Source organism: Anaerotignum faecicola (assembly GCF_003865035.1).
Taxonomy (GTDB): Bacteria; Bacillota; Clostridia; order Lachnospirales; family Anaerotignaceae; genus Anaerotignum_A; species Anaerotignum_A faecicola.
Genome location: NZ_BHVZ01000004.1, coordinates 99,372 through 120,110, shown reverse-complemented (window position 1 = coordinate 120,110; position 20,739 = coordinate 99,372). Strand labels below are relative to the sequence as shown.

At 36.0% G+C, this 20,739-nt stretch carries 18 protein-coding genes and 2 pseudogenes; all 20 read left to right on the top strand.

The genetic code is table 11. The features are described 5' to 3' along the window. The first annotated feature begins 402 nt into the window (after nucleotides 1-402). The 20 genes and pseudogenes from EJE48_RS07955 (at nucleotide 403) to EJE48_RS07875 (ending at nucleotide 20,348) form a co-directional block, all read left to right on the top strand. Entirely contained in the window at nucleotides 403-606 is a 204-nt protein-coding gene (locus tag EJE48_RS07955; RefSeq protein ID WP_118578565.1) for an SHOCT domain-containing protein, read from the top strand. Nucleotides 607-623: 17 nt separating this feature from the next. Then, nucleotides 624-971 carry a recombinase family protein gene (locus tag EJE48_RS12575; protein WP_243107999.1) on the top strand — a complete coding sequence of 116 codons (348 nt, stop codon included), beginning with the start codon at nucleotides 624-626 and terminating at the stop codon, nucleotides 969-971. Between the two features lie 4 nt (nucleotides 972-975). Continuing rightward, nucleotides 976-1,704, top strand: a complete 729-nt coding sequence (locus EJE48_RS12570) for a recombinase family protein (RefSeq protein ID WP_243107998.1) — start codon at nucleotides 976-978, stop codon at nucleotides 1,702-1,704. Beyond that, nucleotides 1,590-2,189, top strand: a complete 600-nt coding sequence (locus EJE48_RS12565) for a zinc ribbon domain-containing protein (RefSeq protein ID WP_243108005.1) — start codon at nucleotides 1,590-1,592, stop codon at nucleotides 2,187-2,189. The genes EJE48_RS12570 and EJE48_RS12565 overlap by 115 nt, the downstream gene beginning before the upstream one ends. Before the next feature lie 2 nt (nucleotides 2,190-2,191). Next, a complete protein-coding gene (locus EJE48_RS07945; protein WP_118578567.1) occupies nucleotides 2,192-3,058 on the top strand; it encodes a zinc ribbon domain-containing protein in 867 nt (288 codons plus the stop codon). A 204-nt stretch (nucleotides 3,059-3,262) separates the two neighbouring features. Beyond that, nucleotides 3,263-3,646 (top strand): annotated as a pseudogene (locus EJE48_RS12775) (recombinase family protein); the annotation flags it as partial. Nucleotides 3,647-3,658: 12 nt separating this feature from the next. After that, a complete protein-coding gene (locus EJE48_RS07940; protein WP_330548496.1) occupies nucleotides 3,659-4,732 on the top strand; it encodes a recombinase family protein in 1,074 nt (357 codons plus the stop codon). A gap of 237 nt (nucleotides 4,733-4,969) precedes the next feature. Further along, entirely contained in the window at nucleotides 4,970-5,827 is an 858-nt protein-coding gene (locus tag EJE48_RS07935; RefSeq protein ID WP_118578569.1) for a KilA-N domain-containing protein, read from the top strand. A gap of 466 nt (nucleotides 5,828-6,293) precedes the next feature. Then, complete coding sequence (locus EJE48_RS07930; RefSeq protein WP_118578571.1) at nucleotides 6,294-7,415, top strand: GmrSD restriction endonuclease domain-containing protein; 1,122 nt, start codon at nucleotides 6,294-6,296, stop codon at nucleotides 7,413-7,415. Continuing rightward, nucleotides 7,405-8,079 carry an MAE_28990/MAE_18760 family HEPN-like nuclease gene (locus EJE48_RS07925; RefSeq protein ID WP_118578573.1) on the top strand — a complete coding sequence of 225 codons (675 nt, stop codon included), beginning with the start codon at nucleotides 7,405-7,407 and terminating at the stop codon, nucleotides 8,077-8,079. The genes EJE48_RS07930 and EJE48_RS07925 overlap by 11 nt, the downstream gene beginning before the upstream one ends. Then, nucleotides 8,069-9,481, top strand: coding sequence for an Eco57I restriction-modification methylase domain-containing protein (locus EJE48_RS07920; RefSeq protein WP_118578575.1), 1,413 nt, complete (start codon nucleotides 8,069-8,071; stop codon nucleotides 9,479-9,481). Before EJE48_RS07925 ends, EJE48_RS07920 begins: the two co-directional genes overlap by 11 nt. Nucleotides 9,482-10,486: 1,005 nt before the next feature. Beyond that, entirely contained in the window at nucleotides 10,487-12,031 is a 1,545-nt protein-coding gene (locus tag EJE48_RS07915; RefSeq protein ID WP_118578579.1) for a PucR family transcriptional regulator, read from the top strand. A gap of 139 nt (nucleotides 12,032-12,170) precedes the next feature. After that, a complete protein-coding gene (locus EJE48_RS07910) occupies nucleotides 12,171-13,301 on the top strand; it encodes a DUF917 domain-containing protein (RefSeq protein WP_118578581.1) in 1,131 nt (376 codons plus the stop codon). A 57-nt stretch (nucleotides 13,302-13,358) separates the two neighbouring features. Beyond that, nucleotides 13,359-14,627: a purine-cytosine permease family protein gene (locus EJE48_RS07905; protein WP_160117337.1), complete on the top strand. Its 1,269-nt coding sequence runs from the start codon at nucleotides 13,359-13,361 to the stop codon at nucleotides 14,625-14,627. 54 nt (nucleotides 14,628-14,681) lie between these two features. Then, nucleotides 14,682-16,013: a Sapep family Mn(2+)-dependent dipeptidase gene (locus EJE48_RS07900; RefSeq protein WP_160117336.1), complete on the top strand. Its 1,332-nt coding sequence runs from the start codon at nucleotides 14,682-14,684 to the stop codon at nucleotides 16,011-16,013. A 432-nt stretch (nucleotides 16,014-16,445) separates the two neighbouring features. Continuing rightward, nucleotides 16,446-16,823 (top strand): annotated as a pseudogene (locus tag EJE48_RS07895) (recombinase family protein); the annotation flags it as partial. A 181-nt stretch (nucleotides 16,824-17,004) separates the two neighbouring features. Further along, nucleotides 17,005-18,177, top strand: a complete 1,173-nt coding sequence (locus EJE48_RS07890) for an SPFH domain-containing protein (protein WP_118578589.1) — start codon at nucleotides 17,005-17,007, stop codon at nucleotides 18,175-18,177. A gap of 2 nt (nucleotides 18,178-18,179) precedes the next feature. Further along, complete coding sequence (locus EJE48_RS07885; RefSeq protein WP_118578591.1) at nucleotides 18,180-18,848, top strand: hypothetical protein; 669 nt, start codon at nucleotides 18,180-18,182, stop codon at nucleotides 18,846-18,848. 8 nt (nucleotides 18,849-18,856) lie between these two features. Continuing rightward, entirely contained in the window at nucleotides 18,857-19,129 is a 273-nt protein-coding gene (locus EJE48_RS07880) for a DUF1413 domain-containing protein (protein WP_118578593.1), read from the top strand. Next, nucleotides 19,110-20,348 carry a tetratricopeptide repeat protein gene (locus EJE48_RS07875; protein WP_147365455.1) on the top strand — a complete coding sequence of 413 codons (1,239 nt, stop codon included), beginning with the start codon at nucleotides 19,110-19,112 and terminating at the stop codon, nucleotides 20,346-20,348. Before EJE48_RS07880 ends, EJE48_RS07875 begins: the two co-directional genes overlap by 20 nt. Nucleotides 20,349-20,739: the final 391 nt, after the last annotated feature.

The window sequence follows — 20,739 nt, the reverse complement described above, 5'->3', positions numbered from 1 at the left end:
ATGACGATTCGTTACAACAGAACGTGAAATAAACATATTTTTGAGGGTGGTTCGTTTGTCTGTAATACATAATTCGAGCGATTTTGCTGTATGGGATTGATCTTTTGGCAAGATCAAATGCCACGACCGAAGCAGAGCCACAATGATACTTCTGCCGAGTCCCAGACATCGCAAGGACGGCAGCCCGCATGACGGGGGAGGTGAAAAGCCTATGTGTGCAGCCAAGCACAGTTTATATTGCTGCCTAATGTCCGGGAAGTAGTGTCAAATACGGCAAATTTAAGTCAGAATAGTGTGCCGTTTTTAAGCGGCACACATTTGTGACTTTTCATCAGAGAAAGAGTGACTCTTTGATGAAAGGTCATAAATAGGAAAATAGTCATTAAGGGGGGAAAAAATTATATGTCAAAAGATCAGATGCAAAATGAAATCAGATACCAGCTTTCCAAGGAGTTATTGACAAGAATGCTCTTTCGAAATCTGATCACAGAAGAAGAATATAATCAGATGAACAGTTTGAACTTGCAAACCTTCCAGCCGGCAGAAGCCAAACTTTATGAAAAAAATAGTAGATGTGTCACTGAAAAGCAGGTATCCTTTGCTTGAAAAAAGGAGGCATAAACATGAATGATACAGCAAAAACAACAGACATAAATGAAGAACCGATGATGAAAAATGTTTGTGCTTACTGCAGAGTCAGCACAAATATTCCTCACCAGAAAGGCTCTTATGAATCTCAGCTTGAGTATTACGAAAATATGATCCGAAGCAAGGTAGGCTGGAGCTTCATAGGAATATATGCCGACTACGTCAAAAGCGGTACAAAGAAAAAAGGCAGAACGGATTTTATGCGTATGTTGGAAGACTGTGAAGCAGGGGAGATTGATATTATCTGTACCAAATCAATCAGCAGATTTGCCAGAAACACAGTAGAATGCATTAAGATTGTCAGAGAGCTTAAGAAAAAGTAAATAGATGTGTATTTCGAAAAAGAAAATATTCATACACTTTCTGAAAAAAAGTGAATTTCTGATATCCATTTATTCCTCTGTGGCACAGGCGGAATCGGAAAGCATTTCATCAAACCAGAAATGGAGCATACAAAAAAGATTTATGAATGGTACATACATATTGCCTAATCCGGCATATGGCTACTGTACAAATACAAACGGATTGCTTGAGCTGAACCAGAAGCAAGCAGCTGTCGTGAGATTTATATTCGACGAATATCTGGAGGGGAATGGAATATGGCGGATTGCCAAAAGCCTGAACGAACAGAGGATACCAACAAAAACAGGAAAGGCGGCATGGTTAGGCGGAGCCATTTATATCATTCTGAAAAACAACATCAACACAGGTGACTTGCTTCTTCAGAAAACATACAGTGAGGACATTGTACCATTCGTAAGAAGAAAAAATAATGGGGAATATCGTCAGGTGCTTATTGAGAATGATCATGAACCAATCGTAACCCATGAGGAGTATGAAGCCGTTCAGCGAATGCTGAAACAAAAGGCAAAAGTAAAAAAACCGGCAAAGAAGAACAGTCGGAAGAACCTTCAGAGTTTAAAGGAAAAGTTATCTGTGGCATCTGCGGTTCCTCATACAATCGTCGGGAGAGAAAAGAAAGAACAGGTAAGATCAATATTACTTGGAGCTGTGCCAGACGCATACAGACAAAAGAACTTTGTGAGAATGACATAATAAAAGAAAGTCAGTTAGAACAAGCCTTTATCATCATGTGGAACAAACTTTCAAGCCACTGTGATGATATACTGGTACCATTGGTGAACGAGCTGGAGCAGCTAAATGCAACACCCATGATACAGAAGCAGTTGGAACAATTAGACAAACGAATACAAGAACAGAAAAAGCAGAGAGAGATTCTCAACCACTTGGCAAGTGGAGAGATGATCGACTCTGCTTTTTATATGGAACAGCAAAATATGATCAGCAAAAACCTAAAAGAGTATCAGAGAGCAAAGGAGCAATATCTTCAGAAATCTAGACAGAGAAAAGAATTGATACAGACAAAGGAACTGATTAAGCAGTTCAAAAAAGGACCGCAATATCTGGAAGTATATGACAAGACATTATTCCAAGCAATCGTAAAAAAGATTATTGTAAATCCCAACGAGTTAGTATTTGAACTGACAAACGGATTAAAGCTAACAGAAAGAAGGAAATAAATATGGGAAGAAAAGTAACAGTATACGGCTATCAATTTAAAAATGGCATATTGCAGGCAGATAAGGAACAAAGTAGATTTGTGCAGGAGATATTCAATGTATATAACAGCGGCATTTCAGTATCAAGGCTAAAAGCCCATATTGAGGGACTGGAAATCAATCGAGTAAAGCTCAATGATATGCTCAGCGACAAAAGGTATATGGGGGATGAGAACTTCCCAAAGATTATAGAACCGGAATTATTTGAAGCGGTACAGCAAATGAAAAAGGAAAGACGCAAAGCAATAGGCAAGGAACAGTCCTATATCTATTATAAAGAATACTTCCTTCTGGGTGATAAAATGAAATGCGGAGAATGTGGCAGTGAATATCACTGCTACAAGCATGGAGATAAACAGATATGGGATTGCAGTAAACGAATTGTAAAAGGCAGGGTACACTGCAGAAATCAGCATATACAGGAAGCCCAAATCAAAGAATTATTTATGCAGGCAGTAACTAAAATGAAAAACCATCCGGAAAAGATTAGAAAAATTACGATACATAAATTCAAAAGAAATATCCGTTTACAGGCAGTAGAGCATGAAATAGAGCTTCTGAAAAACGACAGCAGTCATAACATAGACGAATTGCTGGAGCTGATATATAAAAGAGCATCGTTACAGTATGAAGACTCCGATGATGGCGGAGCAGAATACTATACAAATAAAATTTTAGACTTGCTTCAGCAGCATAAAGAGCAGACAGAAGAAAAAACATTCGACAAAGACTTATTCGAATTTATAACCCAAACAATTACCATATACAAAGATGGCAGAGTGATGTTCACACTGAAAAACGGAGTGAATGTAACAGAAATGCTGCCATAAAACGGTGTAAAGAGTATGGAAGAAAAAATAGCATAAAAAGAAAGGAAGTATATTATGAATAGCACAGCGACTGATCGAAAAATCAAAATAATTCCGCCCAAAGCTAATATGAATACAGAAAAGAAAAAGAAAGTAAAAAAAATCAATGTTGCCGCCTATTGCAGAGTCAGTACCGCACAGGAGGACTAGGAAACCAGTTATGAAGCGCAGGTGGCATATTTCACTAAGCTGATTACAGAAAACCCCAGTTGGCAGTTAGCAGGTATTTATGCGGATGACGGCATCTCAGGAACGGATATGAAAAAAAGGGACAACTTCAATGCCATGATGGAAAGATGCTTGCAAAAAGATGGAGATATCGACCTGATTCTGACAAAATCCATTAGCCGATTTGCCAGAAATACAGTTGACTGTCTGTCCTGTATCCGAAAGCTGAAAGAACGAAATATCGCTATCTACTTCGAGAAAGAGCATATCAACACACTGGAATCCACAGGAGAACTTCTGATCACCATACTCAGCAGTCAGGCACAGGAAGAAAGTCGAAATATCAGCGAAAATGTGAAATGGGGCTTAAAACGAAAATATGAAAAAGGAGAGATGCTGGTCAGAAGAATGTTTGGATATGGCAAAAGCACAGATGGACAGCTGTATATCATTCCAGAAGAAGCAGAAGTGGTACGATTGATTTACGGAAAATATCTGGAGGGGGAAAGCCTGAACAGTATCGCTCGCATACTGAAAGAAAAGGGTATTAAAACCATAAGGGGCAATACAGAATGGAATGTGAATTCAATCCGTACAATCCTGATTAATGAAAAGTATATCGGTGACGCCATGGCACAAAAAACTTTCACAATAGATTATTTGACCAAAACACGAAAAGAGAATCAAGGGGAACTTCAAAAATATTATGTGGAAAATACCTATGAAGCAATTATTCCAAGGGAAGTATTCTATAAAGTGCAGGAAAAACTGCATCAGCGAGCCAATATATATAAGAAGTCCAGTAAACTGAAAACAGAATCAAAGGGCAAGCATAGTGGAAAATACGCTTTGTCGAAAATTACCATTTGCAAAGAGTGCGGATGTGAGTACCGCAGACAAATCTGGTCTAAGTATGGGGAAAAGAAAGCGGTGTGGAGATGCGAAAACAGGCTGAGAAATGGGACAAGATACTGCAAGGAATCCCCGACTATAGAGGAAAATGTATTACATAGAGCAGTATTACATGCTATCAATCAGGTTCTTGAAAACAAAGGTGACTTCGTCCAGACATTCAGAAAAAATGTAGTCACAGCCTTGACGCATGACACAGAGGATTCCGAATATGCTGAAGAAAAGAAAAACTTGCAGAAAGCTATGGCGGAACTGATACAGCAGCAAGCCAAGCAGAACGGCGATAAAACCGCATTTGAGGAATGCTGTCAGGCGATCACAGCACAGATAGAAGCACTGGAAATAAAGCAGATCAAAGCAGCTAGCAGAGGCGAGAAAAGCAGAGAGATGGAAGATATCGGGCGTTTTCTGGACAAAACAAACTGCGTACTGACAGAATATGACGATAAATTGGTGCGGCAGCTGATTCAGAATATCAACGTGGTGAATGCAAGAAAGATAGAGGTAGTATTCAAATCTGGAATTATAGTTGAGAAGATGCTTCCGGAATATTAAATACACGATGATGAAAAAAGTTGGTGGTTGTTTTAAAGTTGGAAACAGCCATCAACAAATAAATGCATTAAATTTTTTGATTTTGTATCAGGCTGTGTGGTAAAATAATAAATATAGATTAAGATAAAGTGTATTTATGTTATATACAACTTATATCATTCGACATTTTATTTATTTTATATAGAAGGAACCATTTTAAGTGGAAAGTAATTATGAAAAAGAGAAATGAGGTATCATATGCCCAAAAAACCAATAAAAGAAACGATCCATGCCAAGGGCGTTGAGATTGGAATTTATACTACGGATTTTCAAAATGAATTTATTTCTTTGACGGATATTGCCAGATATAAAAGTGATGAACCAAATGATGTGATTAGGAATTGGATGAGAAATCGAGATACCATAGAGTTTCTTGGTTTATGGGAAAGTCTTCATAATCCAAATTTTAAACCCGTCGAATTCGATGGGTTTAGAAATCAGGCAGGGCTGAATGCTTTTACGATGTCACCTACAAAATGGATTTCCAGAGTAAATGCCATTGGTATTGTATCAAAGTCAGGACGATGGGGCGGTACATTTGCACATTCTGACATTGCTTTTGAGTTTGCTTCATGGATTTCTGCTGAATTCAAACTGTATATTATCAAAGATTACAAACGCCTGAAATCGGATGAGAACAGCCGTTTATCTCTGAATTGGAACTTGAATCGAGAGGTGGCAAAGTTGAATTACCGCATTCATACCGATGCGATCAAGCAAAACTTAATTCCGCCTGAATTAACACAGGAACAGATTGTCTATACATATGCGAATGAAGCAGATTTATTGAATGTAGCTTTATTTGGTCAGACAGCGAGGCAGTGGAGAGATGCTAATCCAGGGAAGAAGGGAAATATGAGGGATGAGGCAACAATCCAGCAACTTTTGGTATTGGCGAATATGGAAAGCTATAATGCAATTTTAATCGAACAGGGGAAGACGCAATCAGAAAGATTGGTTCTTTTGCATGATTTAGCGATAAAACAGCTTGAAACAATAGAATCTTTGAGTGTGCAGCATTTACCTCAAATTCAAGGTGATGACAAATTAATATAAACCTCAGTTAGATGAGATAATCCCATTTACGGTAAACAACGAAAAAAGACTGGAATAGCAAGAGAAAATAATTATTCTAGATTTTTTTGTTTCTGCTGTTTTTAAGAGAAACAGATAGCAATACTTTTTACTAAATTATGATACGTCGGCTTATGTTGAGTATGGGGGAGAGTATTTTGGTAGTATGTAAAAATCAAAGATTATAAAATATAACTTAATCTTTGTTTGGGTGTAGTATAAAGATGGCAATTACTTTCTTGATTAAGGTTTTTTCCTTATGCTGAGCATTTTCTCTTTGTAGTTTCTGTATCTGTTTAGCTGTTAATATTTCATCATTAGATGTTTTAAGGATGAACTTATAAGAATTTAACCCAATATTATATATACACTTAAGACTATATAAAAATGCAGTTTGCATTAAAATTAGAAATATATGAATAAGATTACTTATGGGAGGATAAAATAAATGGAAAATTCCTTACAGAAAGAGATTGATTTAATGGCTAAGTCAATAAAAACAGATAACTATCCAATGTCTATAGGGGAATTGGCAAATCTTTATCTAGATGGAGACTTGCAAATAAATCCCATCTATCAAAGAATGTTTCGATGGGACATAACACAACAGTCTGCGTTGATAGAATCAATTCTATTAAATATTCCGATTCCCCCTGTCTATGTATATCAAAATGAAAAGGGAAAATGGAATTTAATTGATGGTCAGCAAAGATTGTCAACTATTTTCAAATTTATGGGTATCTTAAAAAACGAATCAGAGGATGGATCAACAGAGGAGGTTGAGGTTGAACCTTTGACCTGTACAAAATTTTTACCATCATTAGAAGGAAAATATTGGGATAATGAAGATGAAGATATTTCATTAACTGATGCACAACGTAGATATATAAAAAGATCAAAGATCCTTATTATAATTATTGATAAAAGTAGTGATGAGTTTGCTCAGTATGAGATGTTCCAGCGTTTGAATACTGGTGGAAGTCATTTGAGTCCTCAGGAAATTCGTAACTGTATTATAGTAATGAAAAATGAAGAATTTTATAAAAAGTTGCGTGATATGAGCAAATATACTAATTTTATAAATTCAGTTCCCATATCAGAAAAAGACTCGGAAGAACAGGGCTATTTAGAATTTGTAGTAAAATTTTTTATTCTTAGGTATTCAAAGTTTGATGTAAGTGACTCTGAAAATTATAATAATTTTTTAACTGATGAAATTTTGGAGTTAATAAATAAAAATAATATCGATTTTGAAGAAGAAAAAGACATATTTCAAAAGACATTTGATTTATTATACGAAGTAATGGATGAAAATGCCTTTAAGAAATATGACAAAGAAAAAAATAAGAGTTATGGACCTGTTTTGGTGGGAGCGTATGAAGCGATAATTCCTGGATTGACAGCTAATATTGATTATTATCAAGAAAATACAGAGGAACTTAGTGAGGTAATAAAACAAGTATATAGTTCTGATGGGTATTTAGCTGCGATCAAAAGAGGGGTTAGACCAGTTGGAAGGATTAAAAGGCTAGCAGAATTTAGCAAGGAGATATTTTTACGTGGCGAGTAATATTAAAATTAAAACAGTTGAACAGTTAGAAGAACTTTTAGTACAAGATCTTGCTTGGAGGAAAAAAGAAATGATTTCATTGAAAATTTTAGTTGAAAAAGATAAAGTAAATGAACCCATTTTGCTTAGAGCGGGAATTGCATTATTATGTGCACATTTTGAAGGATTTATAAAACGAGCGTCAAACTGTTATGTAGGATATGTTTCGCAACAAAAAAAATTATATAGTGAGTTAAAAGAAAATTTTACTGCACTAAAGATGGAAAAAGAGTTTAAGTCTTGTGCAAAATCGGATAAACATAGTGTGCATAAAAAATTATTGATCTTGCACAAGGAGCTTTTAACAAAAAGATTTATAGAGAAATATGATGAAAACAATCCTTTTATTTCTACTCATTCAAATCCGAGTTCTGCAGAACTAGAAGAGATTTTAGAGACGATTGGTATTGAATCTGACATATTTGAGACAAAAGCTACATATATAGATAGTTCATTGCTAGAAAAACGTCACAAAGTTGTTCATGGAGAACGTTCTGATTTGGATAAAGAAGATTTTTTAACAACTTTTAAAATTATCATTGATTTAGTTGAGGAGTATAAAACTTTATTAGTCAATGCTGCTGATAATAAAATATATATGAGAGGTGGAGTTCATGGGGAATAATTGTCAAGTGCCTACTCCACAAAAATATGCTAATGAACTTTTGGATTGTATTGGATATACTCATGGTTTGTATGATAAGTCAGTATTGGAAAATTCTTGTGGAGAAGGCAATATATTGAAAGAAATAGTCAGAAGATATATAACAAGTTCACTAGAAGATGGATATAGTAACGAGCAGATAATCGTAGGGTTAGAAAATCATATTACAGGATATGACATTGATCATAAGTGTATAACTAAATGCATTGATACGTTAAATGCAGTTGCGAAGGAATATGGATTAACCGGTATTCGATGGAATATATGTAAGCAAGATTATTTAAAGTGTAAGAAAAATAGTTTTCATTTTATTATTGGAAATCCACCTTATATTACATACCATGATTTGTCTACAGAACATAGAATTTTTTTAAAAGAGAATTTTGAAACGTGCAAAGAAGGTCGTTTTGACTATTGCTATGCATTCATAGAAGCAGGTTTAAGGGATCTTGCTGATGATGGAAAGCTAGCTTATCTAATTCCATATAGTGTGATACGAAATAAACATGCTGAAAAAGTAAGGATGTTGATTAAAGAATACCTTAAAGGAATTATTGATTATAAAGGAATACAACTTTTTCCTAAAATACTTACTTCTTCTATTATTATTATGTGTAATAAAGAAAATAATGATAATATATATTATTGGAGTAAGAAAGATGGAGTACAAAAAAACTTATCAAAAGAATCATTAATTGGTAAATGGATTTTTGATAAAGAACAAGAAGAAAGTTTGCGACGCTTTGGTGATTATTTTAAAGTTTCAAATAGTGTTGCAACGTTGTATAATGATGCTTTTGTGTTTGAAGCTAAAGAAGAGGATGATTTATTTTTTTATCTTCAAGACGGAAAAATCGAGAAAGATTTAGTTTTTGATGCGGTTAGTGTTAAAAGTGAGAAAAAATATCAAAAAAGTGAGAAGCGTGATAAAATAATTTTCCCTTATAAAATAATAGGTAAAAAAATTTTTTCTTATTCTGAAAAAGAATTTAGACAAACATTTCCCGAATGCTATGCTTATCTGCTAAAAAACAAGGATAAACTTCTAAAGCGCAAATCTAGCGAAGGCGTACAATGGTTTGAATATGGTCGAGTTCAAGCAATTAATAGTATTTTTGTAGAAAAACTTATTATGTCAGTGGTTATTACAAATAATGTAAATGTTTATAATGCTGGAATTGATACTATTCCGTATGCTGGAGTATTTATTCGAACTTTAGATGAGTATAAAAGTGGTTTAAATGAGGCCAAAGAAATACTTCAAAGCAAATCATTTTATGAATATATTAAAAAATGCGGAACACCAACGACAACGTCTTCATACCGAATATCTGTTACTGATATAGAAAATTACTATTTTTAATGCTACAAAATAAAATGATGTTGCTATAAAGTGATTTTATAGTGGGGGTAGGCAATAAAAAATTAATCTAAAAAATAATATATAGCTTGTATAAACCAAGTATCATTTCTTTAGCATAAATCTATTTTATATAGTTTATTGTTAAATGGAGAAAGATACAATATTAAAAGGTTAATATCAATACATAATGAAAAGAAAAAAATCTGGAATGTAAAATAAATCACCATTCTAGATTTTTTTGTTTCCACTATTTTTTAGAGAAATAAGGAGCAACACTTTTTTGAAAAATAACCCTATGTAAGGGGCAACCAGCTTCATCAGGCATACTTTTAGTTAAATCAAAATGGGATGAGTGATCAAAATAGATGACATAGCCGCAAAGTCAGTAAAATCAAGGCTTCCAGCGGTTTTTGAGGGCGGTTTTCAAAGCCCCAAAAATTCGAATTTTATAGATGACATAGCGTTTTTGGAGTTAAAAACCGATTTTCGGGCAGTGAGGTGAAAAAAATCTCGCTGCCTTTTTTCGTCTCTGAAAATCTACAAAAAAGTGGTTTCCAAAAATATAACCATTTTTTGAAAAAATTTTTTCGACAAATTTTGAAGGAAAATGTCATTAAAGTGCCAAAAGTAAAGTTGTATGAACATTCTGAAGTCTTTAAAAAATTGAATACAGAGGAAATGATTTATTTTTATAAATCTTAAGTTTTACATAAAGTGCTACCTACAAGGATGGAATGTTTATGGAAGAACATGAAAGAATTTTAAACCTATATTTGCCAATATTGGTAAATTAACAGAGGTTGTTGTACTAGAATCTTTGTGATATACTTTTTTATAAATGTGGATCTTTGTCTATTAGGGGTTTTAAATATAAAAAGGAACTAGAATGATTGTGGATTAACTATGTGGGATTGATTTATATATGTGTTTTGAAAAAAAGAACATCATGCAGTTGTGAAACGAACAATTATTACAACCCTATATAGCAAAGGAAAGAGGTGTGTTATGGATACCATCAATGCTTTATTACATAATACAAATTCATTAAGAAATGCAACTATTTTAGCGGGAAGCAGAGGTTTGAATAATAAGATATCTGGTGTTACTGTCTTAGAAATGTCTGATCTAAATGAAGAGGGGAGTTCTTTATTAAATCTGAAGCAAGGAGAAATTGTAATTACGTCTTGTAATGATATCAAAGAAAATGTTGAAAAGCAGCTTCAGTTAATTTATGCGTTAAAACAAAGAAAAATAGCAGGTATTGTTTTATTTTATATAGGCTATGTTATAAAAAGTTTGGATTATAGTGTGATTGCGTTATGTGATAAGCTGGATCTTCCATTAATTTGCCCACCTAATGATCCCCAAATATCTTATGCTTCTGTGATGAATGATATAATGGGTCTTTTAATGAGGAAAAGTGAACATGAATCAAAGAAAGAGAGAACTATTCTAAAGGGGATAATGGAACTAAATCAGAAACAAAGATCTTTTTCAGAAGGATTAAAATTTTTAAGTGATTCATATGATATTACACTGATGCTATTGGAAAATAGTATGGAAGAGATTTGTTCCTGCGGTTTAGATATCTTGCAGATGAAGGAGCTGTTGAAAAAACAGGATTTGTTTGATGATAGAAAGGATAATGTCTTTTTTTTCATTGATGATGGAAATCGGTGTGTTTGGAAAAAGATATGGCATAATAATACGCATTTATGGTTGGGCATGTTTTCAAGAACACAGCAATTGCATAATGTAAGTTTTATTATGCAAAGTTTTGAGATGATTATAGATATATGGGAAAAAGATATTCTTCACAAGAGTCAGCATGAATTGATTTTGTCAATTTTGAGTGATAATAGGTCGCAGGCATTTGCTGTTGCAGAAAAGCAGAAAATTGATCTGGAAAAAGCTGTAGGTGTTATTTGTATTGCGAAGCAAGGAGATTTTGAGAAAAATAGAAATATAAAGATACTCATGGATTCTATTATAAAGCAAGAAGGATTTAGAGTTGTACACACAGAAGTTCAACAAAAATCTGTTTATCTATTATTTGGGCATGAAGAAAATAAATTTTTGGATGTGAAGAATTCCATTGAGAATATATCTAATTTCCCGTATCATACAATTGTAGCAACAGTATATGGAAAGGAAGATTTATTCTTATTTCTGCCTAAAGTAATTGAGGTTTTTGCTGGTCTAAAAGAAATAAAAAACAGTAGAATATATGATCGAAGTGAAATTCAATCAATTCTTCAAATGCAGTTTCTTCTCCATTCACCAATGCGGATACTGTATCAAAGCATGCAAAATAGGCTGGATATATACGATAAGAAGAATAAAAGCAATTTGAAAAAAATGATTGTTGACTGTTGTTTAGAATATAAAATGAATTTGAAAGAGATGGCAAAGGCAGAATTTATCCACTATAACACAGTGCAATATCGAACGAAGAAAATTGAGGAACTCCTGCAGATCAACTTAAAAAGGCCATCAGATATGGATACATTATATACATTGGCTTTGTTTATGAAGATGAAAGAAAAGTGAATAAAGTGTAAAAAAACAAACCATAACTTGGTTTGTTTTTTTTATAAAATTTGGTTTGCATTTTTGTTTTTTTGACAATTGTTTTAGAATTATGGATTTGTATAATTAAAGAAAAATACAAAACAGGAGAGTGGTAATTATGGCAACAAAAAAATTGACAAACATTCAGGAAGCAACAGATTTTGTAAGAGGTTGTACATTTTATGCAACTGGCGGGGGCGGACTTCCTGAAAATGGGATTGAGTCTTTGATGAGCGAAATTAATGAAAAAGGCTTTGTACAAATAACAGATATTTCAGAGATTCCCGATGATGCTGTTGCTGTATGCCCGTTTTTGATGGGTTCTATTGCACCGCATGATGAAGCAACTCTTAAGGAAATGGCAGGTTTTGGTTTTATTGATGGCGTAAATAAAGAAAAAGCCAGACTGGCAAAAGCAATTCAGGAACTGGAAGCATATACAGGGGTAAAAACAACAGTAGTTGTTCCTATTGAACTGGCAGGTGCGAATACTTCTGGCCCCATTTCTGCAGGCAGTTCTTTGGGTATGATGGCAGTTGATGGAGATTATTGTGGACGTGCTATTCCGGAAATTTTGCAGATTACACCATATTTGTATGACAGAAAATGGCTTCCTGTCGCTTCTGTTGATGAATGGGATAATGTTTGTATTATCAAAAAGGCAACCAATCTTCGTGTAGTTGAAAGAATTGGTAAGCTTATTAGCGCTGGTGCATATGGTTTGGCCGGTCAGGCAGGTTTTATTATGAGTGGGAAAGAACTGAAAGAAACCGTAATTGCTGGAACTCTCTCCAAATCTTATGAACTTGGTAAGTTTATTCGTGAAGCTCAGGAAGCGCATCTGGATCATATTCCTCAGAAAATTGCAGAAAAAGTTGGCGGTTGGGTGTTGGCAGAAGGAAAAAGAACAGACTTTGAAGATGAAGATCGAATCGGATACTACTGGGGAACGACAACCATTCAGAGCGATGCTGGAGATGAATACAAAATCTGGTTTAAAAATGAAAACCATGTATGCTGGAAAAATGGAGAACCATTTGTTTCCAGTCCGGATTTGATTTGTGTTGTTGATCGTCATACAGGTGAACCAATTCCAAATCCGAAGATGCGTCAGGCGCAGGAAGTGGCAATCATTGTTTTGCCTTGTGATGAGAGATTGAGACAAGACAAAATCAAAAAGGTATTAGACCCTCAATATTTTGGTTTCGAAGATATTTCCTATGTTCCAGTAGAAGAACGTATGAAATAAATAAGATTGTATATGTTGACGTATAAACCTTATAAGGAGTCTGAAAGGAGAATTGTTATGGATCAAAATGTTTATACGCCAGAGGATAAATATTATGATTATCCTGATAGACCTGTACCACATGACAAACGGAAAAGTCCAATCAATATTGCTGTAGTTACAACTGGGATGGCAGTTGCTATGTCAACTTTATATACAGGATCAGCACTGGCGGAAGTTATGAATTTTAAAGAAGGCACGATTGCAATTGTTGTAGGCAGTGTGATTTTGGCCATACTTGCTTCGCTAACTGGGGGAATCGGAGCAAATCAAGGCATTTCTACATCAATGTTATCTAGAGTTCCTTTCGGTAGAAAAGGTTCCAATATTGTTGGTCTGGTTTTGGGAATATCAATGTTGGGGTGGTTTTCATACCAATGTGGGTATTTTGGTGAAACTATCGCGCTGATGCTGCCAGGGCATTTTTTGACATCCCCAGTTGTTGCTACAATTTGGGGTGGATTGCTCATGATGTCAACTGCCATTGTTGGCTATAAAGGGATGACTTATTTAAGTATGGTAGCAGCACCGTTACTTTTGGGACTTTGTCTTTACTGTGCCATTATGGCAATCAGCACAACGGGTCTGAGTCCTATCATTGCACATATGCCAGATAATCCTGCTACCATCGGAACTGGTATTACAATTGTAGTAGGTGGTTGGATTACTGGGGCAGTTTTACAGCCGGATATTTCCAGATATGCGAGAAGCAAAATGGATAATTCCGTGGGTGTTATTGTAGCAATGGTTGTTTTTGCTGCAGCAAACTGGGGTGGTTTTGTTGTGGCAAAAGCGACAAATAGCACTAATATCATGGAAGGCCTCAGTATTTTAGGCATGGGTGTTTTGGGCTTACTGATTGTTGTATTAGGTCAGTGGACAAGTAATGATAATAATTTGTATTCCGCAGCTTTGGCAATTATCAATATTAAGCCAGGGATTAACAAGCATATCGTTTCAGCCGTATGCGGTGTCATTTTTACTGCTTTGGCTGTTACTGGCATCCAAAACCATTTTGTAGGGTTCTTGTCTGCGTTAGGAACATTTTTACCTCCAATAGGTGCTGTTTTGGCAGTAGATTATTACTTACTAAAGAAAAAACATCAATATGATTTCGAAAATATGGATCAGACGACCTCTTATAAACCACTTGCCTTTGTATCAGTTGTTTTAGGTGGAGGAATCGCATATATTTCCAAGTTTGGTTCTACAACAATCACTGCGATTATTCTCACGGTTGTTCTGTATTATGGCTTAAGTAAATTGATGGAAAAGAAAAATGTGTGAGAAAACGCCATGCTGTATGTTCAGCATGGCGTTTTATTTAAAGGAGGCTTTGTAATGGTACAAAAGGAAATTTTAGATTTATGTTTGGAACGGTATTATGACAGAATGATAGAAGGAATTCAAAATAATATGCGTATTCCAAGTGTGAAAGGTAAGCCAGAAGCAGGGGCACCTTATGGGAAATTTGTGAATATGGCTTTAGAGGATGCTTTGTTGCAGGCAAAAGAACTGGGACTTCGTGTGAAAAATATTGATCATAAAATAGGCTATGCTGAGATTGGAAAAGGAGATCAAATGATTGCAGTATTGGGACATTTAGATGTAGTTCCGGCAGAGGGTGAATGGAAACATCCTCCCTATGAAGCAGTCATTTCAGAAGGGATTTTATGGGGACGAGGTGCCTTAGATGATAAAGGCCCTATAATAGGGGCATTATACGCATTAAAAGCAATTCAAGATAGTGGTATACAGCTAAATAAAAGGATTCGTGTCATTTTAGGCACAGATGAAGAAAGCGGGTCTTCGTGTGTAAAGCATTATATAACGAGTAAAGAGGAAATGCCGTCTTGCGGATTTACACCAGATGCACAGTTTCCAGTTATTTATTCGGAAAAAGGAGCCATCCAAATTGTTATTGAACAGAAACTTACAGCAAAAGAGGATATGTTATTTGAGGAATGTAATGGGGGCAAAGCTATAAATGCGGTAATGTCAAACTTTTCAATAGCTTTTTTTGATGAGCAAACGAAAACAAGGTATCAAAAAAACTTTGAAGGGAAAAATGCTCATGCCAGTGAGCCATGGAAAGGAATCAATGCTGCTCTAAAAGCATCGAAGGAATTGTTGACTCTTGACGATGTTCCTGAAGCTATTAAGAGAATGAGTTGTTTTATACAGGAAAGTCTGATGATGTTTCCGCGAGAATTAGAGAAGGGTGTTCAATCCTTTGAAGAAGATTTGGGTAAAATAACGATTAATCTGGGAAAGATGTACAAAAAGAAAGAATCGGTTTTTTACGAATTTGATATCAGATATCCATATGGAATTAATGCAGCAGATGTGATAGATCAAATGGGTCAACTTTCAGGTAAATATGAAATGACAATAGCAGATAAAAAAAATAATCCTCCACTTTACATTTCAAAAGATACTGAGATTGTGAGAAAACTCATGAATTTATATTGTAGTGAGATGGGGGAAGAAATTGCACCGATTGCTATTGGTGGCAGTACCTATGCAAAATCTTTTCCTAATATGGTAGCTTTTGGCCCCATTTTTCCATTTCAAGAAAATAAGATCCATCAACCAAACGAGTCAGTAGATTTAAAAGATCTTTACCGAGCGATTACATTAATTATGTATGCAATGGTAGTCTTGGCACAGTAAATAATGAGCTATTGTATATGCAAAATAAATTGCATACTAGGACTAGTGATCAAAATAGATGATATGGCGTTTTTGGATTCAAAAAACGCTTTTTGGGCAGTGAGATACGTAAATTCCACTGCCTTTTTTTATTTCTAAAAATCGACAAAAAGTGGTTTTCAAAAAACAACCATTTTTTGAAAAATTTTTTTTGACAAATTTTGGAAGGGGGTAAAAATATTGAAGGAAAATGTCATTAAAGTGCTAAAAGTAAAGCCGCATAAACATCCTGAAGAAAAATACATTGGAAGCAATGCAGAAAGCGGTGGGAGGATATACTGAAATCGTGGGAATAGATGAATCCTATTAAACGATGACGGGAATTTTGATTGGCTTGAGAGCTAGGATTGCTTCATTAAGTGTAGGGTAGAAAAATTTACAGTTGTGTAGTAAATAAAGCAATGGAGATATCTTACAAAAGAAAAAAGGATAGATATTATTGTTTTAGATATGCCGTTATTGGATACCCGACGAGGAAAGGACTTAATGGGAACATTTCTAAGCGATATTGTATTGCAGGTGCTTTCCTTTGTAGCGGAAAATGAAAGGTCAAATATTCGCCAAAGGCAGGCAGAAGGAATAGCAGCAGCAAAAGCCAGAGGCGTAAAATTCGGGCGACCTCCTAAACCACTTCCGGAAAATTTTCATACAGTTTATCAAAGATGGAAAAATGGGAAAATTACAGGTACAAAAGCGGCAGAAGAATGCAATATGCCTATTACAACATTTCGATATAAAGCAGATATTTACGAAAAAACTAATTTTTTGTGAAAGGGGATTTCTGCAATAAAGTGTACTTTTTTGCAAATCTTCAGTAGATTTCTTCACACTTCAATATTAACATACACATTTGTTTTTTACAACAAAATTCCACATAATTAGCACAGCTTAAAGAGTCAGAATTCATCTGCAAAAAAGTACACATTTTGAACAAGATAAAGGAGGATAAACTATGGCAGCAATCGCTTCGGTAATCAAGTACGAAGGCGATAACAGCACCTTCATCTGGAAACACCCCTGTGAGGACTTCAATACATCGTCTCAGTTGATTGTCCACGAATCACAGGAAGCAATTTTTTTCCTGAATGGACAGGCACTTGATTTGTTTGGACCGGGACGGCACACGTTGGAAACAGGGAATATCCCACTCCTGCGTCATTTAATCAATATTCCGACTGGCGGCGTGAGTGCATTTCATTGTGAGGTCTATTTCATTAACAAAACCGAACAAATGGCAATTCGCTGGGGAACGGACAGCAAAGTTCAGTATGTAGAGCCTACATATAAGTTTCCGATTTCTATTGGTGCAAACGGTGAAATGTCCCTTTGCGTGGATGATTCGCGTAAGCTTCTGGTGAAATTAGTCGGCACAGAGCGAGTTCTGGATCGTCAACAGTTAACAACCTGCTTTCGCAGTATCCTCATGACCAAGGTAAAAACTTATATTGCGCAGGCGATGCGTGCTAACGCCATCAACATCTTTGAAATTGACGAAAGCCTTGAAACATTTTCTGCAGACATTCAGAAGCGGCTGATTCCTGATTTTCTTGATTACGGCGTGCAACTCAAACGCTTCTATGTTACTACAGTGGTTAAGCCGGATGGTGATCCGCAGTATGAAAAGTTCAAGGAATTGCATTTCCGTCAGTATGCCGATATAGCAGAGGCAAAGCTGAAACAGCAGATCGATATGATCCAAGCACAGACCGAAGCACAGAAAGTTGTTATTGATTCTCAGGCGCAGGCAACCAAGCGTATGCAGGAAGGATATACCTACCAACAGGAGCGTGGTTTCGATGTGGCACAGGATGCTGCCCAAAATGAAGGAGCAGGACAATTTTCTAACATGGGTATCGGTTTAGGAATGATGGCTGGTGTTGGTGGTACAGTCGGCGGAATGGTAGGCGGAGCCGTATCTGACGCATTTGCGGGAATAACAACACAGCCACAGTCGGCAGCAAACCATTTCTGTGAACAATGTGGAGTTGAGTTGACACCGGGTGCAGCATTCTGCGATGAGTGTGGTGCACCGCAGGCAGCACCAGACACTTGTGCAAAGTGTGGTTTCAAATTCATTAAGCCTGGCAAATTCTGTCCGAAATGTGGAACGAAAAGGGAGAACTGATGATGAAAAAGAATAGCACAAAAGGATATATAATTCTTGGGATTCTATTTGCGCTGGTAAGCATTTTCGCTTTTGCTGTTCCAACAATAAAAACAGCAACATTCTGGATTGCTTATGTATTTACCGCTGTAGCATTTGTTGCACAGATTTTTATTTGGAAAACTGCCCTTGGAAAGGAAGAAACCTTAAAAAGCAAATTTCTTGGTTTTCCGGTTTTATACATTGCCATTGTATATGCAATCATTCAGATGGCTGCATTTGCAGTATTCCTGTTTGTACCGGCATTTCCGGCATGGAGCGCAATCGTGGTGTGTCCTGTTATTGCCGGTGTTTCTGCGATATGTATGATTACTGCTGATGTGGGACGCGATGAAATCAAACGAGTGGAAGTAAAAGTGCAGAAAAAGGTTTTCTATATTCGGGAACTGCAAACGGAGGTTGAATTGCTGGCTGCGGCTGAAACAGATGTTGATATAAAAACAGCACTTGCGCAGCTTGCTGAAAAAATCCGTTTTTCCGATCCTATGAGCAATGAACAGTTGGCGGATTTAGAAAATAAAATATCCGCTAAAGTTTTGGAACTGAAAACAGCAGCAAATAAGAAGGAGGTCATAGCAGAAATTACTTTGCTTTTAGATGAACGGAACCGAAAATGTAAATTTTTAAAGTGAGGGAACAAATGGACTATTCTGAATTATTTGAAGGGGCAAGAAAACAAATATCTATCATCCCTGATGAACAAATTTTTCTGGCAAAAGATCTGTTTACTGGAGCAGAGTGGAATCAGCTTCAAAAGGGAGAGAAGCTGAGCTTCGGAAAGCGATTTAAAAACGCTGTTATTGATGGAAAATTCCCTGATGTTGTATATATCGGAAAGGCACCAAATAACTCTGCACAATATAAAAAGACAAAAAGAAAAGAGAGGAACAATGATGAAACAGTTAACTTGTGAAATGTGCGGAAGCACAGACTTGATAAAGCAAGACGGTGTATTTGTTTGTGAGACTTGTGGAACAAAGTATTCTGTTGAGGAAGCAAAGAAAATGATGGTAGAAGGAACCGTTGAGGTAGCTGGTACCGTTAAAATTGATGATTCGGCGAAAATTGCAAACTATTATACTATAGCAGAGAGTGCTTGTGACGCGGGCAATCAGAAAGAAGCGGAGAATTATTGTAATAAAGTTATTGAGATTGAACCGAATAATTATAAAGCGTGGTTGTTGAAAGGTCGTGCTGCAGGCTTGCAGTCTACTCTTGACAATATTCGTCTGGAGGAATCTATCAGTTATTTTTGTAAGGCAGTTGATAATGCACCCGAAGATCAGGTCAAGGAGGTTAGAAAATTAGCGCGCAACGAGTTTTCCAGAGTGGCTTTTGCCCTGATTGAGCTTTGCTGTGACGCTTATTCTGAAAACGGATCTTCCGACATTGAATATAAAATCCTGGATATTGTAATGCCGTTTGTAATGTACAGTAGGCCGGACAGTTACACAGAGTGTAGTTACTTAGAGTGTGATTTGCCATTCATGGAATTGGGCGAAGATGAAGAAAGAGATATAGAGATAGGTGATATTATGTCCGATATGGCAAGTGAAATTTTCTCTGCCACTAGGTGTGCACGGTGGAGAACCGATTCTTTTAGCACTGGTGGTGTCAGTTTGCTATGTAGAGCCATTGATATAGGGCTAGATAAGAAAGATGGTTACAGAGAAATAATTTCACTTTTGCGTAATGATAAGCTCCGGCTGCGTCATATCCCTACCTCCCAATCGTATGCGTATGTCATTAAGGATATTGTGGAGTACCAAAAAAAGCTTAGGGAAATAGATCCGTCTTATACGGAAGATTTTGAAGACTCTCAGCAAACCAGTAATCAACAGACTGGTAATCAACAGACGAATAGTGGCTGTTATGTGGCAACCGCCGTTTATGGTTCTTACGATTGTCCACAGGTTTGGACGCTACGCCGTTTCCGTGATTATACTCTGGCTAAAACATGGCATGGCAGATTGTTCATTAAAACATATTATGCAATTAGCCCAACCCTTGTTAAGTGGTTCGGACATACCGAGTGGTTTAAAAAAATGTGGAAGGACAAGCTCGACTGTATGGTTGCTAATTTGAACTCTGTGGGTGTTGAGAATACACCATATGAGGATAAGGAGTGGTGAATATGGTTGGAGATTATCGAATGTGCATTGATGAAGCGGAAGTATTTTGAATGTGGCAAAAGCATGCTTTGATGATACCAGTGAATTTCTGTACGGAAAATTGTATCCATTTGTAGTTAATGCAAACTTTTCCTGTGAGTTGTTTATCAAGGCAATCATGATCAAGCAATCCCCTACTCAAGAGTTTAGTTGAGGACATGATTTGAAACAACTCTTTAACGCACTTGATAGTAAGGAGAAGGAAAGGGTTGAATTGTACACAATTCCAAATACAACAAGTCAGTAACTAAGGGGGAACTTGACTGATATATTTTTTATAAGTAAAACAATAAAAGTAGCTAAAAACGAATGGGTGTCGATTTTATCGGCACTCTTTTTCTATGGAGGGATA